Origin of the sequence: Comamonas sp. CMM03, assembly GCF_019218715.1 — a bacterium.
In the GTDB taxonomy this organism is placed as follows: domain Bacteria; phylum Pseudomonadota; class Gammaproteobacteria; order Burkholderiales; family Burkholderiaceae_C; genus Comamonas; species Comamonas terrigena.
Window position 1 is genome coordinate 475,813 of record NZ_JAHUXB010000001.1, and the last position, 26,640, is coordinate 502,452.

At 64.2% G+C, this 26,640-nt stretch carries 26 protein-coding genes and 1 tRNA gene; 16 read left to right on the plus strand and 11 right to left on the minus strand.

Annotated elements, in window-relative coordinates:
- Positions 1 to 11 precede the first annotated feature (11 nt).
- Positions 12 to 560 (minus strand): hypothetical protein, encoded by a 549-nt coding sequence (locus KW830_RS02255; RefSeq protein WP_218331911.1) that lies wholly within the window; start codon positions 558 to 560, stop codon positions 12 to 14.
- Positions 561 to 784: 224 nt separating this feature from the next.
- Between KW830_RS02255 and KW830_RS02260 the strand changes: the two genes are divergently transcribed.
- The 3 genes from KW830_RS02260 to KW830_RS02270 all read left to right on the plus strand — a co-directional run bounded on the left by KW830_RS02260 (position 785) and on the right by KW830_RS02270 (position 3,661).
- Positions 785 to 1,999 (plus strand): acyltransferase family protein, encoded by a 1,215-nt coding sequence (locus KW830_RS02260; RefSeq protein ID WP_218331913.1) that lies wholly within the window; start codon positions 785 to 787, stop codon positions 1,997 to 1,999.
- Positions 2,000 to 2,235: 236 nt separating this feature from the next.
- Complete coding sequence (locus tag KW830_RS02265; RefSeq protein WP_218331915.1) at positions 2,236 to 3,432, plus strand: PLP-dependent aminotransferase family protein; 1,197 nt, start codon at positions 2,236 to 2,238, stop codon at positions 3,430 to 3,432.
- Positions 3,425 to 3,661 (plus strand): SlyX family protein, encoded by a 237-nt coding sequence (locus tag KW830_RS02270; RefSeq protein ID WP_066532991.1) that lies wholly within the window; start codon positions 3,425 to 3,427, stop codon positions 3,659 to 3,661. The genes KW830_RS02265 and KW830_RS02270 overlap by 8 nt, the downstream gene beginning before the upstream one ends.
- Positions 3,662 to 4,071: 410 nt before the next feature.
- Here the strand turns inward: KW830_RS02270 and msbA are convergent, their stop codons facing one another.
- On the minus strand, positions 4,072 to 5,868 hold the full coding sequence (msbA, locus tag KW830_RS02275; RefSeq protein WP_066532988.1) for a lipid A export permease/ATP-binding protein MsbA: 1,797 nt from the start codon (positions 5,866 to 5,868) through the stop codon (positions 4,072 to 4,074).
- A gap of 138 nt (positions 5,869 to 6,006) precedes the next feature.
- Here msbA and tolB point away from each other — a divergent pair, with 138 nt between their 5' ends.
- The 6 genes from tolB to KW830_RS02305 all read left to right on the plus strand — a co-directional run bounded on the left by tolB (position 6,007) and on the right by KW830_RS02305 (position 10,275).
- Complete coding sequence (tolB, locus tag KW830_RS02280; protein ID WP_066532986.1) at positions 6,007 to 7,329, plus strand: Tol-Pal system beta propeller repeat protein TolB; 1,323 nt, start codon at positions 6,007 to 6,009, stop codon at positions 7,327 to 7,329.
- Positions 7,330 to 7,382: 53 nt separating this feature from the next.
- Positions 7,383 to 7,913, plus strand: a complete 531-nt coding sequence (gene pal / locus KW830_RS02285) for a peptidoglycan-associated lipoprotein Pal (protein ID WP_066532984.1) — start codon at positions 7,383 to 7,385, stop codon at positions 7,911 to 7,913.
- A 2-nt stretch (positions 7,914 to 7,915) separates the two neighbouring features.
- On the plus strand, positions 7,916 to 8,683 hold the full coding sequence (gene ybgF, locus KW830_RS02290) for a tol-pal system protein YbgF (protein ID WP_192334122.1): 768 nt from the start codon (positions 7,916 to 7,918) through the stop codon (positions 8,681 to 8,683).
- Positions 8,683 to 9,516 (plus strand): ThiF family adenylyltransferase, encoded by an 834-nt coding sequence (locus tag KW830_RS02295; protein ID WP_218331917.1) that lies wholly within the window; start codon positions 8,683 to 8,685, stop codon positions 9,514 to 9,516. The genes ybgF and KW830_RS02295 overlap by 1 nt, the downstream gene beginning before the upstream one ends.
- A 62-nt stretch (positions 9,517 to 9,578) precedes the next feature.
- Positions 9,579 to 9,654, plus strand: a tRNA-Lys gene (locus KW830_RS02300).
- Positions 9,655 to 9,951: 297 nt separating this feature from the next.
- Positions 9,952 to 10,275 (plus strand): hypothetical protein, encoded by a 324-nt coding sequence (locus KW830_RS02305; protein WP_218331919.1) that lies wholly within the window; start codon positions 9,952 to 9,954, stop codon positions 10,273 to 10,275.
- 167 nt (positions 10,276 to 10,442) lie between these two features.
- Here the strand turns inward: KW830_RS02305 and KW830_RS02310 are convergent, their stop codons facing one another.
- The 3 genes from KW830_RS02310 to KW830_RS02320 form a co-directional block, all read right to left on the minus strand.
- Positions 10,443 to 10,694 carry a hypothetical protein gene (locus KW830_RS02310; protein WP_218331921.1) on the minus strand — a complete coding sequence of 84 codons (252 nt, stop codon included), beginning with the start codon at positions 10,692 to 10,694 and terminating at the stop codon, positions 10,443 to 10,445.
- 131 nt (positions 10,695 to 10,825) lie between these two features.
- Positions 10,826 to 11,344: an MgtC/SapB family protein gene (locus KW830_RS02315; protein ID WP_066532969.1), complete on the minus strand. Its 519-nt coding sequence runs from the start codon at positions 11,342 to 11,344 to the stop codon at positions 10,826 to 10,828.
- Between the two features lie 613 nt (positions 11,345 to 11,957).
- The gene (locus tag KW830_RS02320; RefSeq protein WP_218331923.1) at positions 11,958 to 12,278 is read right to left on the minus strand and encodes a hypothetical protein; all 321 of its coding nucleotides are present in this window, start codon (positions 12,276 to 12,278) and stop codon (positions 11,958 to 11,960) included.
- A 503-nt stretch (positions 12,279 to 12,781) separates the two neighbouring features.
- Between KW830_RS02320 and KW830_RS02325 the strand changes: the two genes are divergently transcribed.
- Positions 12,782 to 18,049 carry an autotransporter domain-containing protein gene (locus tag KW830_RS02325; protein WP_218331925.1) on the plus strand — a complete coding sequence of 1,756 codons (5,268 nt, stop codon included), beginning with the start codon at positions 12,782 to 12,784 and terminating at the stop codon, positions 18,047 to 18,049.
- Positions 18,050 to 18,288: 239 nt separating this feature from the next.
- Here KW830_RS02325 and KW830_RS02330 read toward each other — a convergent pair whose 3' ends face one another.
- The 5 genes from KW830_RS02330 to KW830_RS02350 form a co-directional block, all read right to left on the minus strand.
- Positions 18,289 to 18,444, minus strand: coding sequence for a hypothetical protein (locus tag KW830_RS02330; RefSeq protein ID WP_218331927.1), 156 nt, complete (start codon positions 18,442 to 18,444; stop codon positions 18,289 to 18,291).
- Positions 18,441 to 18,608: a hypothetical protein gene (locus KW830_RS02335; RefSeq protein WP_218331929.1), complete on the minus strand. Its 168-nt coding sequence runs from the start codon at positions 18,606 to 18,608 to the stop codon at positions 18,441 to 18,443. The genes KW830_RS02330 and KW830_RS02335 overlap by 4 nt, the downstream gene beginning before the upstream one ends.
- A 360-nt stretch (positions 18,609 to 18,968) precedes the next feature.
- Positions 18,969 to 19,115, minus strand: a complete 147-nt coding sequence (locus KW830_RS02340) for a hypothetical protein (protein ID WP_172591792.1) — start codon at positions 19,113 to 19,115, stop codon at positions 18,969 to 18,971.
- A 792-nt stretch (positions 19,116 to 19,907) separates the two neighbouring features.
- The gene (locus KW830_RS02345; RefSeq protein ID WP_218331931.1) at positions 19,908 to 20,435 is read right to left on the minus strand and encodes a GAF domain-containing protein; all 528 of its coding nucleotides are present in this window, start codon (positions 20,433 to 20,435) and stop codon (positions 19,908 to 19,910) included.
- Between the two features lie 271 nt (positions 20,436 to 20,706).
- Positions 20,707 to 21,000 (minus strand): hypothetical protein, encoded by a 294-nt coding sequence (locus KW830_RS02350; RefSeq protein ID WP_066532963.1) that lies wholly within the window; start codon positions 20,998 to 21,000, stop codon positions 20,707 to 20,709.
- Positions 21,001 to 22,304: 1,304 nt separating this feature from the next.
- Between KW830_RS02350 and KW830_RS02355 the strand changes: the two genes are divergently transcribed.
- Positions 22,305 to 22,862, plus strand: a complete 558-nt coding sequence (locus tag KW830_RS02355; protein WP_218331932.1) for a DUF1003 domain-containing protein — start codon at positions 22,305 to 22,307, stop codon at positions 22,860 to 22,862.
- Between the two features lie 622 nt (positions 22,863 to 23,484).
- On the opposite strand, the gene KW830_RS02360 is transcribed toward KW830_RS02355, so the two are convergent.
- The gene (locus KW830_RS02360) at positions 23,485 to 23,697 is read right to left on the minus strand and encodes a hypothetical protein (RefSeq protein WP_066532957.1); all 213 of its coding nucleotides are present in this window, start codon (positions 23,695 to 23,697) and stop codon (positions 23,485 to 23,487) included.
- A 578-nt stretch (positions 23,698 to 24,275) separates the two neighbouring features.
- On the opposite strand from KW830_RS02360, the gene KW830_RS21240 reads away from it, so the two are divergent.
- The 5 genes from KW830_RS21240 to KW830_RS02380 all read left to right on the plus strand — a co-directional run bounded on the left by KW830_RS21240 (position 24,276) and on the right by KW830_RS02380 (position 26,383).
- Positions 24,276 to 24,398, plus strand: coding sequence for a hypothetical protein (locus KW830_RS21240; protein ID WP_255503299.1), 123 nt, complete (start codon positions 24,276 to 24,278; stop codon positions 24,396 to 24,398).
- 765 nt (positions 24,399 to 25,163) lie between these two features.
- Complete coding sequence (locus KW830_RS02365) at positions 25,164 to 25,382, plus strand: hypothetical protein (RefSeq protein WP_218331934.1); 219 nt, start codon at positions 25,164 to 25,166, stop codon at positions 25,380 to 25,382.
- 33 nt (positions 25,383 to 25,415) lie between these two features.
- Positions 25,416 to 25,685: a translation initiation factor IF-1 gene (infA, locus tag KW830_RS02370; RefSeq protein ID WP_066532953.1), complete on the plus strand. Its 270-nt coding sequence runs from the start codon at positions 25,416 to 25,418 to the stop codon at positions 25,683 to 25,685.
- Positions 25,686 to 25,742: 57 nt separating this feature from the next.
- Positions 25,743 to 25,994, plus strand: a complete 252-nt coding sequence (locus KW830_RS02375; RefSeq protein ID WP_066532949.1) for an RNA-binding protein — start codon at positions 25,743 to 25,745, stop codon at positions 25,992 to 25,994.
- A 203-nt stretch (positions 25,995 to 26,197) separates the two neighbouring features.
- Complete coding sequence (locus tag KW830_RS02380; protein WP_066532948.1) at positions 26,198 to 26,383, plus strand: hypothetical protein; 186 nt, start codon at positions 26,198 to 26,200, stop codon at positions 26,381 to 26,383.
- Positions 26,384 to 26,640 lie beyond the last annotated feature (257 nt).

A 26,640-nucleotide genomic window follows, 5' to 3' on the forward strand; every position in this document is an offset into this window, starting at 1 on the left:
CCCGCTGTCGCTCAACCCGCCGCTGTCAAAACACTGCGCCGGATGGACGACAGGATTCTTTGGCGGATCAGCCCGCTGACGGGCCGTATCAGATACCAGTAGGGTGCGAATTTCTTGTGCGCAGCACCACTCAGGCAGTGGACCCGGGTTTCGGTGATGAGCCGGGTGCGGTCGTCGCCCAGCTGTTCCAGCTGGAAGCCGACGGTCAGTTTGGCGAAGTCGGGCTGGTCAAACGCCAGGAACTCGGCGGCAGTGGTAAAGGGGTGCTGGCCGTAGTCCAGCTGCCAGAATTTGCCGATCAGGCCGAACACCAGTTCCTCGTCGCCCTGCTGTTCCAGCACGGTGAAGTTCTGCATGCCAAAGCTGCTCGGGTTGACCTTCTTGCCGGACAGCGCGCCCAGCGCGCGCATGGGCAGTTCGCGCAGGGCAATCATCTGGCGGAAAAACGGGTCGCTGCCAGCGTCGTAGCTGCGCACGGCGGGCATCACTGCATGGGGCGGGGCGGGTATGTCCAGGGCGTGCCGCTCGCTGAATTGGTAGCTGCCGAGATAGTGGTCCATCAGTCTCACCAGAGCGTTCTCCCATGCGTGTTGAGGGCGCAAATCTTACAAGCGATGTGGGCCGGCCTTCACGGTCGTGCAGGTCTGTCTGGCCTGGGTGGGGCCTTCGCAGGTTGCCGGGGCTGGGATTTTTGATCCAGGTCGTGGCTGGAGGAGGGCGGTGGCGGTGCGCCTGGGACTGCCTGCTAGAGTGGGTCGCATTACAAGGACAGGGAGGCAGGCACATGACCCAGGCAGACGGCAGCCAGGACCGGCTGTATGCACTCGACAACCTGCGCGCCGCGATGATGTGGCTGGGCATTGTGCTGCATGTGGCGGTGATCCACATGGCCGGGGCGCAGCTGCTGCCCTGGCGCGACAACCAGACCACGCCGGCGGCCGATCTGCTGGTGGCCTTTATCCATGCGTTCCGCATGCCGGTGTTCTTTATTCTGGCCGGGTTCTTTGTGGCCCTGCTGCTGGCCCAGCGAGGCGCCACCGCCACCGTGCGGCACCGGCTGCGCCGGCTGGCCTTGCCGTTTGCGCTGTTCTGGCCGCCGCTGTTTGCCGCCTGCGCAGTGCTGGCCATGCTGTTCATGCACCGCATGGCGCGCGGCACCTGGGGGCTGGACCCGGGGCTGGCGCCCGCCGCCGACGGCATGGCGGCGCACACCGGGCCCAATACCTTGCATCTGTGGTTTCTGTGGCTGCTGCTCTGGATGAGTCTGCTCACGCCGCTGGTGCAGAAGGCGCTGCAGCGCTGGGCGCCTGCGGTGGCACCCGCGCTGGGGCAGTGGCTGGCGGTGCTGGGGCGCACGCCCTGGGGCATTGCCGTGCTGACCACGCTGCTGGCGGGCATAGGCGTGCAGTATGGCGCGGGGCTGGTCAGCCCCGGCAATGCGTTTGTGCCGCCCTGGATGGAGTGGGCGCACAACGGTCTGTTCTATGTGTTCGGCCTGGCGCTGTATGCCCACCGGCAGGTGCTGCTGGCGCACTATGTGCGGCGCTGGCCCTGGTATGGCGTGGCCGGGTTGCTGTGTTTTCTGGCGTCCGGCGGGGTGCTGGAACAGGTGCCTGCCGATGCCCGCCAGACCCTGCCCATGGGTGTGCGCTGGGCCTTTTCCTGGGCGTACAACGCGGCGGCATGGTGCTGGAGCTTTGCGCTGATAGGTCTGTTCACGGCCCATCTGGGGCGGCACAGCCCGGCCATGCGCTACCTGGCCGACAGTTCCTACTGGGTGTACCTGGTGCACATGCCCATGACCATCGGCTTCGGGGCGGTGCTGTTCGGCCTGCCGTGGCCGGCCGGCGTGAAGATGCTGGTGAATATTGCGGCCACCACGGCGCTGAGCCTGGCCAGCTACCACTGGCTGGTGCGCTCCACCGCCGTGGGCCTGCTGTTGAACGGCAAGCGCCATGGGCGCCCCCCGGGCCCGGGCGCAGCGCTGCCCACGGCCTGAGCCGGGGAGTGGGTCTGCACCGGCCGCTACTGACTGCCGCTGCATCGCCGCTGGCGACGCGCGGGGTGCTGAACAGCGGGTACGGCCGGGCGTGGATATGTCGCCGCTCTGCGCGCAGCGGCGGCAGAAAGGCCGACAATGGTGTCCGTTGCCTGTGGCGGCGGGGCATGCCCGCTGCGCAGTGCGCCCCCCATTTTTTCCCCTACCGACCCTCTTTTGACTGGAAGTCTGTCCCCATGCAATTCGCCGAGCGTCTGAATAACGTCGAAACCTCTGCCATCCGCGAGCTGTTCAAGCTGTTGGGCAAGCCGGGCATTGTCAGCTTTGCCGGTGGCTTTCCCGATGCGGCGCTGTTCGATGTGGAGGGCATGAAGGCCGCCGCCCAGGCCGCGCTGACCGAAGAGCCCGGCGCCGCCTTGCAGTACGGTGCCACCGAAGGCTACCAGCCGCTGCGCGAGCAGCTGGCCGGCTTCATGCACAGCAAGGGCGTGGCCGATGTGGCGGCCGATCAGCTGATCGTCACCACCGGCAGCCAGCAGGCGCTGGACCTGCTGGGCAAGACCATGATCTCCCCGGGCGACAAGGTGATTGTGGAAGGCCCCACCTTCCTGGCCACCATCCAGTGCTTCCGCCTGTATGGTGCGGAAGTCATCAGCGCGCCGGTGGATGCCCAAGGCGTGCAGGTAGATGTGCTGGAACGCCTGATCGTGGAGCACCGCCCCAAGCTGGTGTACCTGATCCCCACCTTTGGCAACCCCAGCGGTGCCACCCTGAGCCTGGAGCGCCGCAAGCGCGTGCTGGAGCTGGCGGCCCAGTACCAGGTGCTGGTGGTGGAAGACGATCCCTACGGTGATCTGTACTTTGATGCGGCTCCGCCCCCCAGCCTGCTGGCCCTGTCCAAGGATGTCCCGGGCAGCCGCGAGTGGCTGGCGCATTGCGGTTCGCTGTCCAAGGTGCTGAGCCCCGGCCTGCGCATTGGCTGGCTGATTGCCAACCCCGAGCTGCTGTCCCGCGCGGTGATGTGCAAGCAGTTCAGCGATGCGCACACCAGCACGTTTGCCCAGGCCACGGCGGCCCAGTACCTGAAGGCCGGCCACATGCCGGCGGCGCTGGCCAAGGTGCGCAAGGTGTATGCGGCCCGCGCCCAGGCGATGATGGATGCGCTGCGCAGCGAGCTGGGCGATGCGGTGGAATTCACGCCGCCCGCAGGCGGCCTGTTCCTGTGGCTGCGCCTGACCGGCGAGGGCGCGGACGCCGGTGCGCTGGCCAAGCAGGCGATCGAGCAGGGCGTGGCCTTTGTGCCCGGCGCGCCGTTCTTCAGCCAGAACCCGGACACGGCCACGCTGCGCCTGTCGTTTGCGACGGCCGATGAAGCCCGCATCCGCGAAGGGGTGCAGCGCCTCAAGCGCGCGCTGGAGGCAGTGCATGCCTGAGCAGGACCACAACGCCCAGGAGGCCCAGGACGGGCGCCTGATGGAGCTGGAGATCAAGCTCAGCTACATGGAAGACCTGGTGGAGCAGCTGAATGTGAGCGTCTACCGCCAGCAGCAGGCGATCGATGTGCTGGTGGAAGAGGTGCGCAATCTGCGCCGCCAGACCGCCCCGGCCGAAGGCGCCACGCACATGGCCAATCTGCGCGACGAGCTGCCGCCGCATTACTGACAGCCGACCTGGCAGCCAGCTCTGCTGGCCGCCTGCATCCCTGCTTGCGGGCGGGCTCGCAGGCGGGCTTGCTGGCAGAGGGTGGGTGGGCGAACAAGGCAGGGGGGCTGCCGGTACCCCCTGCCTGCGCACTCCCAAACCAGGAGCAGCTGTGGCACATGCACAACGGATGGCCGCTGTTTTTGTATCTGAAAGTCAGGTGCAGGGCGCGCAGAGGGGTGTGGTGGCGCTGCCGGCATGGCACGCCGCACCAGCCGTGTGCTGACGGAATAGAAAAAGGCCCCGAGGGGCCTTTTTTCATGGGGCGGGATACGCCTGCGCAGGGAGTTTTCGAGGGAGGCTTGGGTTGCCGCCGTGGCCCAAGTTGCCGTCAGCTGCCCTCAGTGGCCGTCAATTTCCGTCAATTGCTGTCAATTGCCGCTGGTATGGCCCGTATGGCCGGACAGGGCCTGCAGGCGCGCATACAGGCCGCCAGCGGCCAGCAGTTCGGCGTGGGTGCCTTGTTCGGCCACGCGGCCGCGTTCCATCACCACCACGCGGTCGGCGTGTTCGATGGTGGACAGGCGGTGGGCAATGACCAGGGTGGTGCGGCCTTGCATCAGGTTCTGCAGGGCCTGCTGGACGAGGCGTTCGGACTCGGTGTCCAGCGCCGAGGTGGCTTCGTCCAGGATCAGGATGGGCGCGTTCTTGTACAGCGCGCGTGCAATCGCCAGGCGCTGGCGCTGGCCGCCGGACAGCTGGACCGCGTTGTGGCCCACGTTGGTGTGGATGCCTTCGGGCATGGCGCGCACATGGTCGCCCAGGTTGGCGGCTTCCAGGCTGGCCCAGACGCGGGCTTCATCCACTTCGGCGCCCAGGGCCACGTTGGCGGCGACGCTGTCGTTGAACATCACCACATCCTGGCTGACCATGGCGAACTGGCTGCGCAGATAGGCCAGGTCCCAGTCCTGGATGGGCTGGCCGTCCAGCAGAATCTGGCCCTGCGTGGGCTGCAGAAAACGCGGCAGCAGATTGACCAGCGTGGTCTTGCCGGCGCCGGAGGGGCCAACCAGCGCGACGATTTCGCCGGGCTGCACGGTGAGGTTGACGCCGTCCAGCGCAGGCGCCTTGTCCGGGCCGAAGCTGACGCCCACGTTCTGCAGCTCGAAATGGCCGGTGACGGGGGCCGGGCGCAGGGTGCCGCCGCTTTCGGGCTGGCTCTGGTCCAGCAGGCCCAGGCCGCGTTCCAGCGCGGCCACGCCGCGGGTGATGGGGTTGGCCACGTTGGCCATGCGGCGCAGCGGGGCGATGAGCATCAGCATGGCGCTGATGAAGGCCACAAAGCTGCCCACGGTCACGTCCTGGCTGCCAGCGCCGCCCGTGCGGCCCTGCCACAGTGCGATGCAGATCACGGCGGACAGGGCGAAGGCGGCCAGCAGCTGGGTCAGCGGCGTCATGGCGGCCGAGGCGATGGTGGACTTGATGGCCATGCCGCGCAGCCGGCGGCTGAGGTCGAAGAAGCGGTTGAACTGCGCGGTCTGGGCGCCGTGCAGGCGCACCATGCGGTGGGCCAGCACGTTTTCTTCCACCACATAGGCCAGGGAATCGGTGGCTTCCTGGCTGTTCTTGGTGATGCGGTACAGGCGCTTGGACAGGGTCTTCATGATCCAGGCCACGCCGGGCACGACAAAGGCCACGGCCAGGGTGAGCTGCCAGTTCAGGTACAGCAGATAGCCCAGCAGGGCGATCAAGGTGAAGCCGTCGCGCGAGATGCTGAGGAAGGCGTTCACCAGCTGGGTGGCGCCGGTCTGCACCTCATACACCACGGTGTTGGACAGCGCGCTGGACGACTGGCGCGCGAACAGCGACATATCGGCCGACTGCACGCGCTGGAACAGCACTTCGCGCAGGCGCAGCATGCCGTCATTGGCAATCTGCGACAGCGCGTACTGGCCCACGAACTGGGCGATGCCGCGGATCAGGAACACGCCGATGATGGCCACGGGCACCATCCACAGCGACAAGGTGCCGTCGGTAAACCCGTTGTCCAGCAGGGGTTTGAGCAGGGCCGGAATCAGCGGCTCGGTGCCCGCGCCCACAAGGGTGGCCAGGATGGCCAAAACCCATGCAAGACGTTGGTTTCCAAAATAAGGTGCGATGCGGCGCAGCCGCTGAGTGAGCGTCAAATCGGTGGGGACTGACATTTTGGTGTGGTCGGGTGTCTGCATGTGAGGGCGGATTCTACGGGGCCGTACTATGATGGCGGGATACACATGGACACAGGCATTTCCGTCTTCACTTCCATGCTCTGTGTGTAACATCACAATCTGGATGGCCGGGATAACCCTGGCACTTGATGGCTGACAATGACTATTGAACGTACACCAACCACCCCCTCTTTGACAGCGGCGGTGCCGCTGGCGTCACGCCGCAGCGTTCTGGCTGCCATGGCTTCTGTTTCTGCACTGCCAGCATTCGCCCAATTCCGCGTGGAAGTGACCGGGGTGGGCCTGACCCAACTGCCTATTGCGCTGCCCGCGTTCCGCGGCGAAGACACTGCGCCCCAAAAGATTGCCGCCATCATCAAGGCGGACCTGGAGCGCAGCGGCCTGTTCCGCAGCGTGGATGCATCGGGCGTGCAGCTGGATGAAACCACCCGCCCGGACGTGGGCGTGTGGCGCCAGAAGGGCGCAGATTCGCTGGCCGGTGGCTCTATCACCCGCCTGGCCGATGGCCGTTATGACGTGCGTTTCCGCCTGTGGGATGTGGTCAAGGGCCAGGACCTGGGCGGCCAGGGCTATGCCGTGACGCAGGCCGATCTGCGCCTGGTGGCCCACCGCATTGCCGACTACATCTATGAAAAGCTGACCGGCGAGAAGGGCGTTTTCTCGACCCGCATCGCCTATGTGACCAAGGCCGGCAAGCGCTATGTGCTGTGGGTGGCAGATGCCGATGGCGAAAACGCGCAGTCGGCCCTGTCGAGCAACGAACCCATCATCTCGCCCGCCTGGTCGCCCAACGGCAGCCAGCTGGCCTATGTGTCGTTCGAGTCGCGCAAGCCGGTGGTCTATGTGCATGAGATCGCTTCCGGCCGCCGTCGGCTGATTGCCAACTTCCGCGGCTCCAACAGTGCGCCGGCCTGGTCGCCCGACGGCAGCTCGCTGGCGGTGACCTTGACGCGCGATGGCTCGTCGCAGCTCTACACCATCTCCGCCCAGGGCGGAGAGCCGCGCCGCCTGATGCAAAGCAGCGGCATCGATACCGAGCCCGCTTTCTCCAGCGACGGCCGCACGATTTACTTTGTCAGCGACCGGGGCGGTGCGCCCCAGGTCTACAAGGTGTCCGCATCCGGAGGCAGCGCGCAGCGCGTGACCTTCAGCGGCAACTACAACATCTCTCCCAGTGTCAGCGCAGACGGCAAATGGCTGGCCTACATTTCGCGTGTGGGAGGAGGCTTCAAGCTGCATGTGATGGATCTGGCATCCGGGTCCGTGACGGCAGTGACCGATACGTCGGAAGATGAAAGCCCAAGTTTTGCCCCGAATAGCCGACTCATTGTCTACGCCACCAAGCAGGGCGGTCGTGAAGCACTCATGACTACAACGCTCGACGGAAAGATCAAGGCGCGACTGGCGGGTCAGAGTGGAGACATACGAGAGCCCGATTGGGGCCCGTACCAAAAATACTGAGATCAGTACCTTTTTTCGCAACCTCAAAACAAACCATATTTGGAGAAAATCCAATGATCGATTTCAAACGTCTTTCCCTCGCAATGGCCGTCGTGGCCCTGATGGCTGGTTGCAGCTCCGGCGTGAAGCTGGATGACTCGGCCAACAAGAACGGTACGCTGGCCTCTGGCGGCGCCAACGGTGCTGGCACCGGCCAAAGCAGCGTGGCTGGTGTGGACCTGTCCGGTTCCGCGGCCAACGGCCAAGGCCCCGTGGGCGTGAGCCGCATCGTGTACTTCGACTTTGACAGCTACAGCATCAAGTCGGACGCACAAGCCCAGATCGAAGCCCACGCACGCTTCATGAAGGAAAGCGGCAACCGCAAGGTCGTGATCGAAGGTCACACCGACGAACGCGGCGGCCGTGAATACAACCTGGCCCTGGGCCAAAAGCGTGCCGAAGCCGTGCGCCGTGCACTGGGCGTGCTGGGTGTGAACGACAGCCAGATGGAAGCTGTGAGCTTCGGTAAGGAAAAGCCTGCTGCCACCGGCAACACCGAAGACGCCTTCGCCCAAAACCGTCGCGCTGAGCTGTCCTACCGTTGATGATGTCTGCTAGCTCCGAACTCCGTCTGCCGCGCCTGCGTGGTGTGTGTGCCGCCGCTTTGCTGGCGATCACTGCAACCGCATCCCAGGCTGCCCTTTTTTCCGACGACGAAGCGCGCCGTGCCATCCTGGAGGTGCGCCAGCGCGTGGACGCCATGCAGCAGCGCCACAGCGACGAAATGTCGCAGGTGCGCCGCAGCGTGCTGGATCTGCAGCAGCAGATCGAGTCCTTGCGCTCGGACGTCGCACGTCTGACCGGTCAGAACGAGCAGTTGGTGCGTGAGGCGTCGGAGCTGCAGCGCAAGCAAAAGGACATTGCACAAGGCGTGGATGAACGCCTGCGCCAGTTCGAGCCGGTTCAGGTGACGGTGGATGGTCAGCAGTTCACTGCCGACCCGGCCGAGAAACGGGACTTCGACGCCGCACTGGCGCAGTTCCGTGGCGGCCAGTTTCCTGAAGCGCGCAAGGCTTTTGCCGCTTTCGTGAACGCCTACCCCAAGAGCGGCTACGTGCCCTCGGCCCGTTTCTGGCTGGGGAACACGCAGTACGCCGGGCGTGACTACAAGGAGGCGATTGCCAACTTCCGCTCCATGCTGGCAGCGGTTCCCAATCACGAGCGTGCGCCCGAAGCCACGCTGTCGATTGCGAACTGCCAGATCGAGATGAAGGACACCAAGGCCGCGCGCAAGACACTGGAAGACCTGCTGAAGGCCTATCCGAATTCGGAAGCCGCCGTGGCGGCCAAAGACCGTCTGGCGCGACTGAAGTAATGGGCGACAACCTCGCACAAGCGCTGCCGTCTTCGGCGGCGCTTTCTTTTTCCGAGACCCCGGAAGATGCCGATCTCCAGCGCCGCTTTGGCGGGCTGGAGCGGCTGTACGGGGTAGAGGGCGCTGCGCGCATCCGCGCCGCCCATGTGGTGGTGGTGGGCATCGGCGGCGTGGGCTCCTGGACGGCCGAAGCGCTGGCCCGCAGCGGCGTGGGCACCTTGACGCTGATCGACCTGGACAATGTGGCGGAGTCGAACATCAACCGCCAGATCCATGCGCTGACATCCACCGTGGGCATGGCCAAGGTGGACGCCATGCGCCAGCGGATTGCACAGATCAACCCGCACTGCGTGGTGCACTGCGTGGAAGATTTCGTGACGCCCGAGAACTGGCTGGAGCTGCTGCCCGCAGGCGCCCATGCCGTGATCGATGCCTGCGACCAGGTCAAGGCCAAGCTGGCCATGGCAGTACATGCACGCAAGCGCCGCTACCCCTTCATTGCGGTGGGGGCCGCCGGCGGCAAGCGCCTGGCGCACAAGGTGGATGTGGACGATGTGTCCGCCACCACGCACGACCCCTTGCTGGCGCAGCTGCGCTACCGCCTGCGCAAGGAGCATGGCGCGCCGCGCGACGGCAAGAAGATGGGCGTGACCTGCGTGTTCAGCCGCGAGGCGGTGGCACCGCCCGATGCATCGTGCCAGCTGGCGCAAGGCGATGGCAGCCTGAACTGCCACGGCTATGGTTCCGTAGTGGCCGTGACCGCCACGTTCGGCCAGTGCGCGGCGGGCTGGGTGCTGGAGCAACTTTCTGCCGGATCTTCCAAGACCACCTAAATCTTCATGCTACAATCGAATTCTTCGCTGATCAAGACAACTTCTTGATTTGCAAGGCGTGTGGGTCTTTAGCTCAGTCGGTAGAGCAGCGGACTTTTAATCCGTTGGTCGCGAGTTCGAATCTCGCAGGACCCACCACAGAATACAAGCCACTGTAGCAATACAGTGGCTTTTTTCTTGCCCATGTTTCATGCGCAAGTGCCATGTGCAAACCCGGTGCGCATGCCGCTGGATGTAGCGTACTTGCGGTTTTCTGAGACCGGTGCCGCTCAGTTTGCGGGCGGCTGGGGCGCGGCGCGGCCGGCGTCGCAGCGTGGTGTGGTCATGCGGGCATTCACAAGCAAAACCCCGCAGTGGCGGGGTTTGGGAAGTGGTGAAAGCGGTGAACGGTGTGACCTGTGTATGCTGGATTGCGTCATCCACCCAATGAGTACCATGCGCACACAAAGTCCTTCACGTTTGCTTCCGGGCTATCTTTTTGGCAGCCATTCGCTGGGGACTGTGTTCTGGGGCGGTGTGGGTGGTTTCACCGTCTGGCTTGCTGCCATGTACATCGCGGCCACCATGGTTCCGTTTCTCAAAGCCATGCTCTGGGTGTATTTCTTCGTCTTCATGTTCGCATGGTGGGCTGCGACCTGGAAGGCTGCCGACCGATACGCGGGTCCGGTGGTATGGCAGCGAAGCGCAAAGACCGTAGTGGTTGCGACAGCACTGCTTTTGGCGTCACTGGTTCTGTACGGCGGCTTGGTGGGGCGTTAGCAGACGCACGGGTCGCCAGACCCGATAGCACGCTGCAGCACTGGATGGATGTGGCTGCTGGGGTTGTTGGGGCGTGGCGTGGCCACGGGGCAGAAACAGAAAGCCCCGCAAGTGGCGGGACTGGCGGGACTGGCGGGACTGGCGGGGCGGGTGGTGTGGGAGGGCGTTCAGTGAGACTGCATGGCCTGTATCAGCCTGGTCGTCTCTGCGTCTATGTCTGCCTGGCTTTTTGCCCGTTGGGCCTTGGACAGCTGGTGGGCCAGCTTCGCATCGCTGATGCCGATGGCCGCCGCGATACCTTCGCGAATCCTGGATGCATCCAGCTGGCTCAAAGCCAGCCCCTGTTTGGTCACGGGGCCCAAGGCGCGTATGAAGTCGGCCGAGTCGGCGTGGACGTTGTGAGGCGTGTGTCCGGTCATGCAACGACGTTCACATGCAGGCCGTTAAATCCCAGTACGGGTTTCCTTTTAATAAAGGGTCTGTGGAGTGATTGGTCGGGGTTGTGTGATCTCGGTTGTCAGCGAGACCGATGTGTGACCTGCTCCTTTGCTCAGGGCTGGTCTGATTTCGGTGTCTGTCTGGATGGGCCGCTTTTGGTGAGCATGGGAATCACGCTCAGGATCAGGAGCGCAAAGATGGTGCTGATGACGGCGGTGGCTTCTTCACCGAGTCCTGCACAGACACCGATAGCGGCGGTGAGCCACAGTCCGGCGGCAGTGGTCAGGCCTTTGACATGGGGGGCTGCGTTCTCGCCATCGGATTTCAGGATCGCTCCGGCACCAAGAAAGCCGACGCCCGTGATGACCCCTTGTACGACGCGTGCCGCATTCGCGGTATCCACCCCGGATTGCAGCGATACCAGCACGATCAATGCCGATCCCATGGCCACCAGCATATGGGTGCGCAATCCGGCGGCTTTGCCGTTGGCCTCCCGTTGCCAGCCAAGCAGTCCGCCCAAGACGGCGGCCAAGAACAGGCGAACCACGATTCTGGTGGCCTGGGCAGCGTCTGGCACATCGGAAAACTCACTGGCAATGGTGCTGGTGATGGCGTGGAGCGTGTCATTCATGGATGGGTCCTTGGATGGGCGCACAAGCGACCTTGAAGCAAGGTGCTGGCAAGCATGCCAAGGCATTTTGGTTGCGCTGTAGACATGCTGGGGTAGGCCTAGGGCGCCAAAAGACAAAGCCCACGCGGCATGGGTCGGGCGGGCTGGTGGGGAGGGGGTAAGGGAAGGGCACAGGGGCGCAAGCAGATCTGGCGCATGTGCGGATTGCGTGAACTGCGCTTTAAGCAAATTGCCTTGCATGGGGGGAGCGTGGGGGACATGGGGGCGGCCATTGCATTGCACGCAGCCATGCGGCCCAGACGGGCAGTGCAGGAGCCTCACCCCGGGTGTGCGGCGTACCTCCAAGTCTCTGACGGCAGGCCCGCTAAGACATACCATGACAGGACAGTGAAGCCTCCTTGCCCGCAAGCATGCAAGATCGAGGCAGTTCGGTGCGGAGGTTTTGCCTGCCTGTGCAGCCGTGCTATGCAGGGCGGCTGTGCGGGACAGGCCATTCCCGCCCAGGCCAGGCTGGGACAGTCCCGTCCGTGGCACCTTCAGGCGCCGCAACAGGCCCTGCCGCTTCCCATCACACAGGTGCCGATGAGGAGGGGGGCTGCAGGGCAGGGCGTCGTCACTCTTCGTTCAATTCGCACTTGGCGTATTTGACCGCGTCCTCCGCGTAGGCGTGGGCGGCCTTGTGCGCTTGCTGCACGTAGCGCTTGAGCTCTTCCACGTAGTTCTCAATCTCGCGCTGGTATTTGTCGACCTCCCATGGCAGGCAGGTCTTGATGGCGGCGCAGTACGGTTTGAAGGGCCTGGAAGGCAGGGAGGGCTCTGAATAGGAGCTCATCGATGGCTTGTAGCAGGACGCCTGTGCCGACAGCGGCGCCAGCAGCAAGGAGGGGATTAGCGTCAGCAGCAATTGCCAGGGCAATGGTGGGGTGGGGCGCATCGTGTTTCTCGGGTTGAGCATGCAAGTCGTGCAAGCCATACAGGCAGAGCAAGCAGTGCAAGAGCGGTCGGGGTGAACCCATAGTGTGCAGATCGGCAGCCTGCACTTTGCACTTTGCGAACGCGGCGCTTGCGTGCGGTGGGCGCATGTTTCTGGCGCGTGAAACCTGCCAAAGCATACAAGCCACCGCAGCCATGCCGCGGCTCTTCTTTGGCTTGTTGTGTGCACGCTGCGGTGGGGCCTTGTGACCATGGTTGCGTGCCGGTGGGCGGGTGTGAAGGCTGAAAGGGAAAAATTTTAAGAGTGACCGCTTGCAACGCCCAGCATGAATGGACTTCGCTTATCAAAATACCCAAATTCAGGGATTTGCACTCGGATACATATGCGCTAGATTGCAAACATTTGTAATTATCTATTGCATGTTACCTGCCCATAGAAGTGCTGACGGTGCCCGTCACCATGCCTGTGGGAGACCACAACAAGCGCATTGCGGGACCGTCAGCATGAATCGCATTTATCGGAGCATTTGGAACGCCACCTTGGGGGCCTGGGTGGCCGCACCGGAAACCGCACGCCCCGGCGGCAGTGCCGCTGCCAGCACCGTGGAAGGCCATGGCATGTCGCCGGCCGATCGGCTGTTGGTGAACTGGCGAGGCATTGCGGGCGCAATCGCCATCGTCTGCGCAAGCATGGCCGCTACCCCTGCCCATGCACTGTGCACGACTGTCGGGCCTACGATTTCCTGCACCGGCATCACGGTTGGCTTGGTCTCCTCGATCAGCAACCTGACGGTCAACGTGCAGAACGGCGCGCAGATCTATCCCGGCGTTGTCGACGCAGTCAACGCGGTGTCGCTCATCGGTACCGGCACCACCGTGAACAACGGCGGGCGTATCGACCCTTCGCTGCTGCCGGGCCTGGTTTCCCTGGCTTCCGGCCTGAATCTCAGCAACGCAGCCGGCAGCACGGTGACGGTCAACAACCTGGCCTCGGGCCAGATCATGGGCACCTCGACGCTGCTTGGGGCCAACCTGCTGAACCTTGGCGGTGTTGGTTTGGTGGTACAGAACGGTGCTGGCGGCACCACCACCGTCAACAACACCGGTCTGATCAGCGGCACGCCGCTGCTCAATGCTGCTGTACTGGCAGAAGACATCCCCGTGGTCGCGCTGCGTGGCGGTGCGAGAAATGCGCTGACCAACAATGCCGGTGGCACGATCACCGGCCGCGTGGCGATGCAGGCCTCCACTCTAGGGAACGTCTTTACCAATGCTGGGACTGTTACTGGGAGTGTGAATCTGGGGGCGGGCAGTGGGGCCAACACTTTCAATGCCGTCACGGGATCTGTATTTAGCGGGGGCGCTGGGGTTGGTGTCGACTTGGGCGTTCTTGGTGGACTGGGCATTGCCTATGCACCAACTGGCGTGGTCAACGCCGGTACCCTCAACAACGGCAATACCCTGAACCTGATGAATGCCATTGGCGGTGGCTCAGGAATCAATGGCTCGGGAACCATCAACGGCACCCAATACGTCAACTTCAACAATCTCGTAGCCTCCAGCGGCACCTGGACGCTGACCAACCAGCTGTTCAAGACAGGTACCTCCAGCCCTAGCGTCAATCTGAACGGGGGACTGTTGCGGGTCGACTCCAATGCACTGCTCGGCGTTTCCTCGCTCACTTCTAACGGCGGTGGCCTGGGCAACGCCAGCGGTACCAACTCTATCGTCAACAGCAACATCAGCCTGGCGGGCAACCTGACAGCGACCAGTGATCTGGGCCTGACCCTCAACGGCGTTCTGAGCGGCAGCGGTACCCTGGTCAAAACGGGCACCGGCACTCTGACTCTCAACGGAGCCAACACCTACACCGGCGGCACCACCCTAACCGCCGGTACCCTGTCCCTGGGCAATGCTTCGGCCCTGGGCGACAGCACCAACGCCTTGAACGTGACCGGCGCCAGCACGCTGAGCACCACGTCGGCAATGACCGTGGCCAATGCCATCTCGCTCAATGGCGCCAACCTGACGGTCAACAGTACATCGAACCTGACCCTGAGCGGTGTGATCAGCAGCACAGGTTCACTGACCAAGGCCGGCACCGCCGACCTGACCCTGAGCGGCGCCAACAGCTTCGGTGGCGGCCTCAACATCAACGCCGGCAAGCTGATTCTTGCCAATGCCGGGGCCACCGGTGGCGGTACCATCACCGCCGGTATCGGTGGCACGGGGGCGCTGGATACCAGCACCGCCCAGACCCTGACCAACCTGATCCAGCTCAACGGCAACCTGACCCTGACCGGCAGCAACGACCTGACCCTGCTGGGCAAGATTTCCGGTACGGGCGGATTGAACAAGGCCGGGGCCAATACCCTGACCTTGGGTGGTGCCAACGACTTCACCGGTGCGGTAGATGTCCAGGGTGGCCGTCTGGTCAGTACGAATGCGATCGCTCTGGGTGCTTCCAGTCAGCTCGACATTGCCGCCGCTGCAACGGTGGAGTTGCAAGATGGCGGCACCATTGGCGCACTCAGCGGCGCTGGCAGCGTTGATCTGGTAGCCGGCACCTTGAAGGTGGGCAGCGGTACCAGCAGTACTTTCGGAGGGATCTTGGGTGGAGGTGGCAATCTGGAAAAGGTCGGCACCGGTACCTTGCAGCTCACAGGCACCAACAACAGCCTCACCAGCAACACATTGGTCAGCGGCGGCACCCTGCGTGTTGACGGCAACCTTGGTAGCGGCAGCGTGACCGTGCAGAGTGGCGGCACCCTGGCTGGCAGCGGTGTGCTGGGGGGGGGCGTGAGTGTTGCGAATGGTGGCCGCCTGAGCCTGGCTTCCGGCTCTGCGCTGGGCATATCCTCTCTGACATTGAGCGCCAACTCCAGCGTGGATGCGGCGCTGGGTGTGGCTAGCACCAGTCGCCTGGCCAACGTCACCGGTAATCTGGTGCTGAACGGGTCCCTCAACATCACCGATGCCGGTGGTTTCGGGTTGGGGGTTTACCGCCTGTTTGATTACGGCGGCAGCTTGACCGGCAGTGGCCTGGTCCTGGGGACGTTGCCTGCAGGGGTACAGGCTGTTGACCTGGAGGTGCAGACCAGTGTGGCCCAGCAGGTCAATCTGGTGGTGGGCGGTAAGGACAATGTGCGCTTCTGGAACGGTAGCGGTACTGCCGGCGCTGGCGGCGTTACAGGTGGCAGCGGCGTGTGGAACAGCAGCAACTCGAGCTGGGCTACCGCTGGCGGAAGCTTCAGCCAAGGGTGGAACGGTAGTTTTGCCGTGTTCCAGGGCAGTGGAGGCACTGTGACCGTGGAAGGAACACAGGGCACCACAGGCATGCAGTTTGCGGCCGACGGCTACCACCTGGTGGCTGATTCGGGCGGCGCTGGCGGGCAACTGGAGCTGCTCAACAACGGCAGCGGAGAAGCGATCATCCGCGTGGATCCGGGCACCACGGCCACGCTGGATGTGGCGCTGACCGGTACTGCCACCCTGGCCAAGAAGGACAGCGGCACCCTGGTGCTCAACGCCAACAACAGCTATACCGGAGGCACCCGCCTGGATGGCGGCACCCTGGAGGTGGGCCACAACAGCGCGCTGGGTTCGGGCGCTCTGCAGGTCCACGGTGCCGGTACGCTGCAAAGCAATACCACGGTTGCGCTGGGCAATGCCGTGGCGCTGGATGCGGATCTGACGCTGGCGGGCAGCCACGATCTGACCCTGGGTGGCGCGATCAGCGGCGCGGGGAACCTCATCAAGAACGGTACAGGCACGGTCACCTTGACCGGTGCGAACATCGCTACGGGTGGAACGTTGATCACAGCGGGGCGCCTGGTGGCTTCTGCCAGCAGCCTGGCCAGCGGTGCCATTACCAACAATGCCGAGTTGGAACTGCGCCAGACCAGCGATGGCACCTTGACCCAGTCCATCAGCGGCGCCGGCAGCTTCACCAAGACCGGTGCCGGCACGCTGACCTTGGCAGGCGCCAACACCTCCACGGGTACGACCGTCATCAGCGCTGGCACTTTGGTGGCGTCCGCCGCCAATCTGGCCAGCGGGGCCATCACCAACCATGCTGCACTAGAACTGAAGCAGGCCAGCGACGCGACCTTGGCCCAGGCCATCAGCGGCAGTGGCTTGGTCAGAAAGACCGGGGCCGCAGCACTGACGTTGTCTGGTGCCAATACCTACAGTGGCGGCACCAGCATCAACGCCGGCACGCTGGTGGCTGCCCACAACAGTGCATTGGGCACAGGGAATGTCACCGTAGGCAGCGCTGCTGCGCTGGAGGTGGCTTCTGGCACGACATTGGCCGTGAGCAGCCTGGACTTCCTGGCAGGCTCGACCTATCGCGTCCAAGTGGATCCGAATTCGGGCGCCAGCAGCCGTATTGATGTGGCAGGCACTGCCAATCTGGCCGGGAGTGTGCTGCATGTGGGTACTGAGTCCAATGCCAGCACCGATTTTCAGGTGGGCAAGACCTACACCATCCTGCACGCGAACCAGATCAACGGCACGTTCGGCTCTGCTGCATCGAATTTTGCGTACTTGACTGTGGGGCTGGACTACCTGCAGACCAGCGGCACCACCACCGATGTGACGCTGACCCTGGAGCGCAACAACACCGCCTTTGCCAGCCAGGCACAGACGCCCAACCAGGCGTCTGCGGCGACGGCCATCGAGAGCCTGCCGCGCACCCACCAGCTGTACAAGTACGTGCAGACCCTGGCCACGGGGGCTCCGGCCGCGGTGTTTGCCAGCCTGTCCGGCGATACCCACGGCTCCGTGGGCGGCAGCCTGGTGGGCCTGGGTGCTTTTGCGCCCAGCGTCAGCGGCCAGCATCTGCGCAACAACATGACGGCGGGCTTCCGTGCTGGTGCCCCGGTGGCACAAAGCGACGGTCCGCTGCCGGCATCGGCCTGGCCGTCTTCCAAGGCCCTGCCCGCATGGGCCGAGGTGGTGGGCCACTGGCAGCGTTATGACGGTGACGGCAATGCCGCGCAGCTGAAGCAGCGCACCACCGGCCTGTTCCTGGGCATGGACGAGGAAGTGGGCACCAGCGGCTGGCGCCTGGGCGGATCGGTGGGCTACACCAATGCGGACGGCAGGGTGGCAGACCGCTCCTCCGAGTCGGATGTGAACAGCTACAGCGCAGCCGTATACGGCGGCAAGAGCTTTGGCACAGGCACGGGCCCGCGCATCAATGTGCTGGGAGGTCTGGCCTATACCTGGCACGACATCGAGACCACGCGCCGCGTGACCAGCCTGGGCCAGACCCTGAAGGCGGACTACAGCGCCCATACGGCGCAGCTGTTTGCCGAAGTGGGTTACGCCATCGGCCAGTACGACAAGGTGGGGTTTGAGCCTTTTGCGGCCGTGAGCCTGGGCCAGCAGCGCACCGGCAGCTTCCAGGAACGCGGTGGTTTTGCCGCGCTGCAGGGCCGCAGCAGCACCGACGACCTGGCCAGCACCACACTGGGCCTGCGCGTGCACAGCGACTTCCAGCTGGCCGGCAAGGAAGGCCGCCTGCGCGCCACCGTGGGCTGGCGCCATGCCTTTGGCGATGTGACGGCCAAGAAGACCATGGCGTTTGAAGGCGGTCAGAACTTCACCGTGGCCGGCACGCCGCTGGCGCGCAATACCGCCGTGCTGGGCCTGGAGGCCGATGTTGCCCTGTCGCGCAGCGCCGCCCTGGTACTGGGCTACCAGGGCGAGATGGGTAGCGGCGAGCGCGACCACTCTGCCAGCGTGAAGCTGCGCTGGGCTTTCTAAATCTACAGCGCGCAGCGCAGCGCGCCGTGCTCCAACCCCTGCCGGTTTGCACCGACAGGGGTTTTTTTATGGGCAGGGATAAGAGTTGATGGTGCAGTGCCGCCTGCTTGGGAGGCAGACGGCAGTGCGGATGCTGGGTGCTATGGGGCAGGGATCGACCTGGAACGGCTTGGACGATGCCTGTTCGGGCATGGATGGCGAGGTTGTGGTACCGGCAGGGCATAGGGTAGGGCGCCAGATCAGCTCTGGCCTAAAACGATAGCGGCGGCCGCGGCCAGCGCGAGAGCGCTGATGGCCAGCCACAGCAGCAGGGCCAGAAAAAGAGAAGCCCGCAAGGCAGCGGGCTGGTGGTAGGGGCGAGGTGCGGTGTGGGGTGGTGACGGGGTGGTGCTCACGCAATACCTTTGATACTGTCCATGGCTTGTATGCCGACGGTAGTGATGCCTGCCATGGCGCTGCCGGCGTGCAGCAGGGCGGCGGTGTAGGCCGCGTTGCGGGTGCCGAAGGTGCTGGGGCTGGGCTGGCCGTTGAGGATGTAGATGAAGCGTATGGGGTGCATGGGGTGCTCCTGGGTGCTGCCGATTCGCTGTCGATAGGCCGCCGACACAACCATCGATATGTTGTTGCGCTGCTGCGCTGCCTGGCCGTACGGGCTGAGGACGTGCGAAAGGCCCTGAACGCGCTGCCTGTGGTGGCACGCCTGGTGGCGGTGGCTTGGGAGGGAGGCTTGAGCGGTGGTGTGCTTTACAGCTGGGTGGCGGCCAGCACGGCGGCGATGAGCAGGGCCAGAAACAGCAAAGCCCGCTTGAGGGCGGGCTTCTTCTTGCGGCGCGGCAGGCGCTGGAGCTGGATGGGGGGTGCCATGGCGGTCTCCCATAAAAAACCGCCTCGGTGGGCGGTTCGTGGTGCGGGGGAGTGCTCAGAAGGCGTCAACGCTGTATTCGCCGAAGGGCAATTCCTCTGCCAACAGGCTCATGACTTCTTCCGGGGAGCGCGGTTCAGGCATCTCGGGGATGACCTGTTGGGGTTGGAGGTGCTCGTAGAGGGCGGCGGAAAAATGCGTCATGCTGGGCTCCTAAGGTTGGTATCAATATCTGGGTCGTGTTTATCGAACGTCTCCGGTCCGCATATGGTTGACGAGTTATTTGAACGAACCATGACAGTTAACGAAGAGTTACTTTTTCCGACGACTGGGCGGTGAAATCGGTGAGGTCCGCAGCGGCCCGGGCCTTGTGCAGTGCTTGCCGGTTGCTGGTTGCCTGTGGCTGCATGTGGTGTGGGCTTGCACCAGGGGATGTTGGTGCAGTGCTGCGGTTGGTAGTGCATGAGGTGCATGGCACGCTGTGCGCACAGCTCCGCAAACGTCGCAGCACACATCGCCTCACACCACACACATTCCACACCGGAGGCCTTTGGGTGGTGGACTGGCCGATTCCTGGCGCGTGCCGTGAAGCGGTGTCCTGTGTGGCGTCGCTGTGGCGGATGGCGCCGCGGCACCTAGCTTCCCATGCCCCAAAACCTGATGCGCCATGCTGCCGCGGCCTTGGCGTTCGGAGCCTGGTGCCCTGCGCCGGGTTGGGCCGAGGCCGGCTCGTGCAGGAGGCCAGGCAGCCAGGGCAGCGGGCCATGCGGATGGGGTAGGTGGTTGGGCCGCAGTGGGTGGGCCATGCCGCCCGTCCTATCCCGCGCGGCCCGCCAGGGACGCCGCCGCGCATACAGCACGGGTGCTGGATTGCGCATTGCGCCGTGGCGTGTGGCCGGTGTCTGCAGACCACCTGCGGTAGAGGCCGGGGAGGCTGCACAGCGCAGCAACGCTGCGGTGTGGCCGCAGCCCCAGTCGCCGTCGCCGTGTTGCGGGTCAGGCCACCAGGGCGGCGCTGCTGACCTGGTGTTCCACCTTGGCGGTGCCGTCGCGCAGGGCGCGGGTGTTGATGTAGCGCGGTAGCAGGCGGGCGGCCTGGCGCAGGAATTCGTATTCCGAATCGTCCAGGGCCAGGCACTGGACGTCGAAGTGGCAGAGGGTGCCGAACAGCTCGCCGTAATTGTCCAGGATAGGCAGGCCGTGGTAGGAGCCCAGGGCCCCCTGGAAGCGCAGGCCGTCCAGGCGGCGGTCACGCAAGGTGTTGGCGGTGGAGAAGCCGTTTTCGCGCAGCACGAACTGGCAGAAGCTGTCTTGCAGCGGCACTTCGATGATGTCGGCCGGGATGTGCTGGCCCTGTTTGTCAAACAGGTAGAGGTTGCGCAGCATGCCGTCCTTGAGCTGGTACACGCCCGTGTAGCGGTGGGGCACACGCTTGTTGAGGAAGGCCAGGCCGGCAGGCCCGTCTGCCTTCAGGATATTGGTATAGGTCTGAAGCGCATCGTTCGCGGTAGTGGCGTTCGTCATGGTCAACCTCCTGTCGGGCATGAAATTTTGCGCGCTGCTGCGCTGCAGTCTGCTTGCCGTTCGGCGTGGACACGGGCGGACCCGATCGGCGGTGCTGGCCGGCACCGCTTGACAGCCGTATGTCTGATCGCTCCTGCGCGCATCGGCGTGGGTGGGGGCGGCATGGTGTGGCTGGGTTTCATATGGCGGTGCAGCCAGCGGGAGTCAGCGGGCAAGAAGGCCGTTGCGTGAGAGAGGGAATGGGCGGGCGAGCTGTGTGGGTGGGGCTTGCTCAGTCGCTGAAGCCGGCATGGCGTTCCACCAGGGCATCCTGGCGCAGGGCCTGGCGGTGCACGTCGTAGGCGTTGAGGATGGCCTCGTCGATGCCGGGCTCCAGCAGTGGGGCGATGTTCACGCCGCGGTGCCAGATGGCGGGGACCGAGAGGTCAAAGTCGTCACTGTAGTGGACCAGGGTGTCCAACGTGACGCCTTCGACCGTGACCCGAAAGCGCACCGTGTCGGGTTCATAGGGCGGCAGGGCATCTGCAGCGGCGGGGATGGCGCGCAGCGGCAGTCGTGCGTGCATGGGGGCTCCTGTGGTGAGGATAAAAAAACCGCCCGGCGTGCGCGGGCGGGGCAGGTGTGGGTAGGTATAGGAGGCCGGTCACATGCAGCGGCCGTGTGCGCAAGAGCGCCTTGCCTTGCGGCATGCAGACGGATGCGGAAGGCAAGGGCTGGATGTGTCCCCGACAGGAGGACGGTTGCTGCTGCAGTCACCTGCGTCTGTCCCAGGTTGCTGCGCCAGCTTGCCGTGCCGGTGTGGTGGGGCGGGCGAGCGATGGATTTCGCTGAGCGGCCCTTAATCACCGGGTTTACATGATTTACAAGCAGCACATTTACGTGCTTGCAAGTGAAGCAGAAGCTGACCGCCCCCTCTCATGTGAAAGGACTGTCAGATGTGTAACTATTGCTTATGGGCGCGCGCCGGGATCGCGGCGGCGGTGCTGGCATTGACGGGGTGCATGTCGCCCCCAACGGGAAGCCAGGATGGCAATGCCACCCTGGTCTCCATGAGCGATCGGCCCGTGGACCGGGGTTGGGATTGGCTGGAGAGCCGTCCGGGTAGCGAAGGGCCACGCCGTTGAGCCAGGGAGTCCAGGTCACAGCACTGGCTGTGCGGGCGATCAATCCTTTTTTATGGTCTTGGTGGCGCGCCGCATGAAGGGGCTGCGCGCCACACATCTTCTGAAGATGCGTCTGCATGTAAGAGCGTATTTGTTACATGCTCTGTCCCCGGCACCGGCCAGACTGCAGGGTTGGCTGGGTAGGGCCCGTGCAGGGTTGGGATGGCGATTGCATCGCATGGCGTGACGCAATGTGACGCGACCGAACGCGGAGCCGTGCCGCAGCCACAGTGACTGGGATTTGGCGTGCAATGCCACCGCTGCCTGCCCGGTGGGGGCGCAATCGCAGCGCATCGGCGATGCCGGACCGTTCCAGGCGCCGCGATACGGGGTGCGAAAGGAGTGATGGAATCAAGCTGGGCATTGCCTGGGTGCAGGCCTGGGGGTCAGAGCCGGTCCGGCTGCTGCTGCTGCTGCTGTCATTCGGGCAGATCGTCTACAACGGTTTGTGCGTGCGCACCGCGGCCGGCAGAATCCAGACCCGTATCCACACACCATGGACATAAAAAAGCCCGCCGGGCCGAAGCGGGGCGGGCTAACTTACTTCGGATGAAGCAAGGAGGGAGAGTGTTCAGGTGTCCAGAGCATGGGCGTGTCCGGTGTTGTAGCGCAGCCAATGCCGGTGTGGACTGCCACTAGGCAAGCTGGCAGCAGCCGTCTATCTTTGATGCCGGATTGCAGCTGTTTCAATAAAGGAGCATCCAGGATGCCAAGCAAAGAGCATTTGCGGACCCGGCTGGACGTGGGCGCCGTGGGGGCGCTGGACGCCAGTGCCAGGAAGGTCACGGAGCACATCGCCCACAGAAAGCACATCTCGCGCAATGTGGCGCGGGAGCTGGAGCTTCCATCGCCCAGCCTGGGTCAGCGCGCTGCGGATGCGGTGGCGGCGTTTGGCGGGTCCTGGACGTTTGTGCTGCTGTTCTTTCTGACGATGCTGGTGTGGATGGGGCTGAACACCGCGTTGCTTGTCTTGCGCGGGCACACGTTCGATCCCTACCCCTACATTCTGCTGAACCTGGTGCTGTCGATGCTGGCGGCCATCCAGGCGCCCATCATTCTGATGTCGCAGAACCGGCAGTCCGAGAAGGACCGCATCCGGGGCGAGCACGACTATGAGGTCAACCTGAAGGCGGAGCTGGAGATCATGCTGCTGCATGAAAAACTGGACGATCTGCAGCAAAAGCAGTGGAGCGAGCTGATCGGCCTGCAGCGTGAGCAACTGCGCCTGCTGACCGTCTTGGTCGAGCAGAACGACCGCCGCTGAAGGGTGAGCCGGCTGGCTGCTGGCCATGCAGGCGGACCGTGCAGGCCACCTGGAGAGCCGCACCATCAAGAAAGCCTCGGGGCTTGCTTGATGGCCCCGCTTTACCCTGCGGGAGCAGGTGCGTGCGCGGGCAGCACGCTAGCCGGTAGCGGTCATTTTGAAATCTCCGTGGAAAGAGGGGCCCGTGTCGTTGGGCGTGGGACATGGGGCGCCGGGCGTGCGGATCCGAGCCTGTTTGCCGGGTGGGGTGCCCAGGGGCTGTGTATTCCCTGCGCTGGCTGCGCGGTGGCTGGCTGTTGACCACGGCCATTGCCATGGCGGTAGCGGTGGCACGGGGCGCGCGCAGGGAGAGGCGTCTTGTGCGGCCACAAAAATGCCCGCACAGGGCGGGCATGGGTTTCTTGGCTGAGGCACTAGCTTTGTTGCTTCTCTCTCACTCCGGGTTCTTGTTCTCTGTCGCCCTGTTGCCGTTCGGGCTCTTGGTCGTTGACGGGGTAGCCAGGGCGTGGCGGAAGCGATGGATGCGGCTGCGTTTGGGGCGTGGCCAGTGGCGGCGGCCACGCCGTTTCGGTTGCTGTAGCCATGGCGCTGACTCCTTGCTGGCCTGCGCGGCCAGCAGCGGTCAATAGTCTTCCTCTGCCGTTCTGCGCCGGTGGGGAACCCTGGCGTCCTGCACCAGTTCCTGGGGGTGCCGGCTGAACTCCGGGGGCTCCAGCGATGCCTCTTTGTCAGGACGGTAGGTGAAATGATCGCCCGTGTACCTGTCGTCTTCCGTGTCTGGGCGCTGTGTGCTGGGGTTGCCTAGGAAGGCAACGATTCTGTTGAGGATCGACATATGCACCTCCGGTCCTGCAGAAGCAATCGGGATCAATTGCATCCCTGTACGGTACTCTCTTTCCCGCCCGAAAACCGTTCTGCAGGAAACTCTTACATTGGCGCCGTGGCCTGCACTGTCATCGGCCCCAGTGCACGGGGAGGGCAGGGTCTTAAACCACAGCGCTCTCGGGGGAAAGCGCTCTGGTTTGGCCGTATCGCGTGACGGCTGGCACTGCAGGTTCTCCCGGCCGCTGCAGGCCTCCACCCCCGGCCTGGAGAGGCGCAGACCTCGGCGGCTGCTCAGCTCCGGGATTCCTTCGCTGCTCTCGTCATTGGCTTGATCGCGTCTGCAACCCCTGCTGCGCTCCCTTGGGAGCTGCCCCCGCCTTGGTGTTCTGTCGGCTGCGGCCGTGTATCACCGGGCCTGGGGTGTGGTGCAGTGGGTTGCTGCGATGGATGAAGTATAGAAATGCTAGTCTTTCAGTGTCAAGTAAAAATAGCCTAAAAGTAAAATATTTCTATCCTTTGCGTTTTGAGGCCCAGGCTGACGCCAGAACAACCGAGGTGGCGCTATACCTGCGGCAGGAGGTACACCCCATGGCCACAACACCCAAAGACCCCAGCAAAGACCAGGACCCGAAGCCCGAGCCAATTGATCCGCCGGACGATGCCCCACCGGTGGAGCTGCCGGGCGATCCCATGGACAAGCCGAACGTGTAGACGCCCACCGCGCGCAGGTGCCGTCCCGAGCGATAAAGGGCGATAAAGGGCTGTACAGGGCGGTGTAGGGCAGGGGGCTGCGTCCGCATGGCACGGGGCCGGGATGGAGCGGCGCGGGCGCTGCCATGGGTCCATGCGCATGTGCGCGCCGGTGGGGCAGACCACTGGCGCGGTGGAGGTGGCGGGCCCGCATGCGGCAGCCCAGGCCATGGGCAAGCACCGGGCTGCGGTGCTTGTGTGATGCGTTTGTCTGTGGCGTTTGTCTGTGGCCTTGAGTGGGCGTTCGGTGGGCGGGCCTGCGGTGCGACAGCCAGCGCAGCGGGCACCGTCGCCGGGTGTGCAGTGGGTGTGCAGTGGGCATGCGCCGCACACCAGGGTGGGGCAGTGACACAGGTTCGCGGTGGGATGGTGGCGCAGTGGTGGCCTGGTGCGTTGGCGCGCTGGACGTGCGAACCACAGGCCGATTGCGCCATGGGGCGGGCGCCCAGTGTGCTGACATTGGCGCATGGATCCCCCGGCCGTGTACACTGGTCCCACTCGCTGTCCTGTCTTTCGCCCCAGCAGCGCCTGTCTGACATCCACGCCGCCCACTGGCCGCTGGAATCCGCCCCTTCATTGATGAAGCCCGCGGTGGTCACGCTCCCTCTGGCGAATCCCCCGCAGATCCCGCACCCTGTTTTGGATCTGCCCCCCTCGTGTGCCCCTTGCCGGGCATCTCTTCCCCTTTTGCTGGTGGCATGCGCCCGTTCGCGTGCCATCCCCTGCATGCTGCATAAAAAAACCAAAGAGCAGATTGGCCACTACCTGGTCACCCCGTTTCCCATTGCCACCGAAGGCGGTGGCTTTGTCGGCGCGGTTTCCATACGCCGCGGCAAATACGACCGCGTTTTCCGCTTTATTCCCCAGTTCGCCACTGAATCGCTTGCCTCCAGTTTCGCGCTGTCCGAAGGACGGAGCATGGTGCAGAGCCATCGGCTGAATTAGGACCCTCCGCTACGCCACATCCAAAGGAGATACATGGCCAAAGAAGAACTGATCGAAATGCTGGGCCGTGTGGTCGAAGTGCTGCCCGACTCGCGTTTCCGTGTCACGCTGGAAAACGGTCACCAACTGATTGCCTACACCGGCGGAAAGATGCGCAAGTTCCGCATCCGCGTCCTGGCCGGCGACAAGGTCACGCTGGAGATGTCTCCCTACGACCTGAACAAGGGGCGGGTGACGTTCCGCCATATCGAGACGCGCTCGGGCTCCAATGGCCCACGCCCTCCACAGAAACCCCGTCGATAGATTTTTGTCGAATTTTTACAGGTCTGCTTCCATGCAGACCGTCACTGAAAGAACACCATGCAATCCAATCTGTACGTTACCAATCTGGCCTACACCATCACCGACGACGCACTGCGCGCGCACTTTGAAAGCTGCGGGCATGTCAATTCGGCACAGGTCATTGTCGAGCGGGATACCGGTCGCGCACGCGGCTTTGGCTTTGTCGAAATGGGCTCCGACTCCGAAGCGCAAGAAGCCATCCAGAAGCTCCATGAGCAGCCCCTGGGTGGGCGCATGATCGGCGTGGCGCTTGCCCGCGCCCGCAAGTAAGCCCGGCTGTCTTCTCAAAGGCTCGCACACCGCAAGGGGGCGAGCCTTTTGCACGTATGCACATCCCCTGGGATGCAGCCACGCAGCCAGCCGACTGGCCAGCCGAGGGGCTGCCTTGGTGCCCGCACTGCCTTCTTGCGGCAACGCGCGGAAGGCATGCAAGGCATGCGCGGACCTTCAATCTGAGTGAAAGCGATATTCTTATGGGCAAAAAAAAAGATAGCACCGTCGCTCGCATCGTGGCGCCGAAGGAATGGGAGCTCAAGCGCGCGCAAGAACGCATCACCTATCCACCCGGGTATGCGGGGCCGATCCAGATGGACTGGCGCGTGCGTGAGACCTATTCCGCCAAGGACCTGGATTACCGCGGCCGGACCAAGACCGAGTGACTGCGCGCAGCGGGCTGCAGTGCCCGCGCGGTGGTGACGACGCCCTGCGCGGCTGGCTGGCAGGGCAGGGAGACTGGTGGCCGTTCTGCCTGGCTGGGAAGCCGGCCTGACCGCCTGTGTCCGATTGGCCATGCAACGGTCGGTACAGCGGCCACGCATTGGCTGGCCTGAAGCGCTTGCCTGCACATTGATGTGCCATGGGCGGGGCGAGGGCGTGGCATCGCCCCGCTCTGCGCTGCAACAGGGCGGCGCATCCA

Excerpts from the sequence above, each read along its gene's own strand:
- KW830_RS02345 (WP_218331931.1), bottom strand. The coding sequence starts at position 20,435 with ATGACGAACGCCACTACCGCGAACGATGCGCTTCAGACCTATACCAAT.
- pal (WP_066532984.1), top strand. The coding sequence starts at position 7,383 with ATGATCGATTTCAAACGTCTTTCCCTCGCAATGGCCGTCGTGGCCCTG.
- KW830_RS02340 (WP_172591792.1), bottom strand. The coding sequence starts at position 19,115 with ATGACGCATTTTTCCGCCGCCCTCTACGAGCACCTCCAACCCCAACAG.
- KW830_RS02305 (WP_218331919.1), top strand. The coding sequence starts at position 9,952 with ATGCGCACACAAAGTCCTTCACGTTTGCTTCCGGGCTATCTTTTTGGC.
- KW830_RS21240 (WP_255503299.1), top strand. The coding sequence starts at position 24,276 with ATGGCCACAACACCCAAAGACCCCAGCAAAGACCAGGACCCGAAGCCC.
- KW830_RS02355 (WP_218331932.1), top strand. The coding sequence starts at position 22,305 with ATGCCAAGCAAAGAGCATTTGCGGACCCGGCTGGACGTGGGCGCCGTG.
- KW830_RS02295 (WP_218331917.1), top strand. The coding sequence starts at position 8,683 with ATGGGCGACAACCTCGCACAAGCGCTGCCGTCTTCGGCGGCGCTTTCT.
- KW830_RS02310 (WP_218331921.1), bottom strand. The coding sequence starts at position 10,694 with ATGACCGGACACACGCCTCACAACGTCCACGCCGACTCGGCCGACTTC.
- KW830_RS02320 (WP_218331923.1), bottom strand. The coding sequence starts at position 12,278 with ATGCGCCCCACCCCACCATTGCCCTGGCAATTGCTGCTGACGCTAATC.
- KW830_RS02335 (WP_218331929.1), bottom strand. The coding sequence starts at position 18,608 with ATGCACCCCATACGCTTCATCTACATCCTCAACGGCCAGCCCAGCCCC.
- KW830_RS02270 (WP_066532991.1), top strand. The coding sequence starts at position 3,425 with ATGCCTGAGCAGGACCACAACGCCCAGGAGGCCCAGGACGGGCGCCTG.
- KW830_RS02260 (WP_218331913.1), top strand. The coding sequence starts at position 785 with ATGACCCAGGCAGACGGCAGCCAGGACCGGCTGTATGCACTCGACAAC.
- KW830_RS02265 (WP_218331915.1), top strand. The coding sequence starts at position 2,236 with ATGCAATTCGCCGAGCGTCTGAATAACGTCGAAACCTCTGCCATCCGC.
- KW830_RS02360 (WP_066532957.1), bottom strand. The coding sequence starts at position 23,697 with ATGTCGATCCTCAACAGAATCGTTGCCTTCCTAGGCAACCCCAGCACA.
- ybgF (WP_192334122.1), top strand. The coding sequence starts at position 7,916 with ATGTCTGCTAGCTCCGAACTCCGTCTGCCGCGCCTGCGTGGTGTGTGT.
- infA (WP_066532953.1), top strand. The coding sequence starts at position 25,416 with ATGGCCAAAGAAGAACTGATCGAAATGCTGGGCCGTGTGGTCGAAGTG.
- tolB (WP_066532986.1), top strand. The coding sequence starts at position 6,007 with ATGACTATTGAACGTACACCAACCACCCCCTCTTTGACAGCGGCGGTG.
- KW830_RS02315 (WP_066532969.1), bottom strand. The coding sequence starts at position 11,344 with ATGAATGACACGCTCCACGCCATCACCAGCACCATTGCCAGTGAGTTT.
- KW830_RS02365 (WP_218331934.1), top strand. The coding sequence starts at position 25,164 with ATGCTGCATAAAAAAACCAAAGAGCAGATTGGCCACTACCTGGTCACC.
- KW830_RS02375 (WP_066532949.1), top strand. The coding sequence starts at position 25,743 with ATGCAATCCAATCTGTACGTTACCAATCTGGCCTACACCATCACCGAC.
- KW830_RS02350 (WP_066532963.1), bottom strand. The coding sequence starts at position 21,000 with ATGCACGCACGACTGCCGCTGCGCGCCATCCCCGCCGCTGCAGATGCC.
- KW830_RS02325 (WP_218331925.1), top strand. The coding sequence starts at position 12,782 with ATGAATCGCATTTATCGGAGCATTTGGAACGCCACCTTGGGGGCCTGG.
- KW830_RS02380 (WP_066532948.1), top strand. The coding sequence starts at position 26,198 with ATGGGCAAAAAAAAAGATAGCACCGTCGCTCGCATCGTGGCGCCGAAG.
- msbA (WP_066532988.1), bottom strand. The coding sequence starts at position 5,868 with ATGCAGACACCCGACCACACCAAAATGTCAGTCCCCACCGATTTGACG.
- KW830_RS02255 (WP_218331911.1), bottom strand. The coding sequence starts at position 560 with ATGGACCACTATCTCGGCAGCTACCAATTCAGCGAGCGGCACGCCCTG.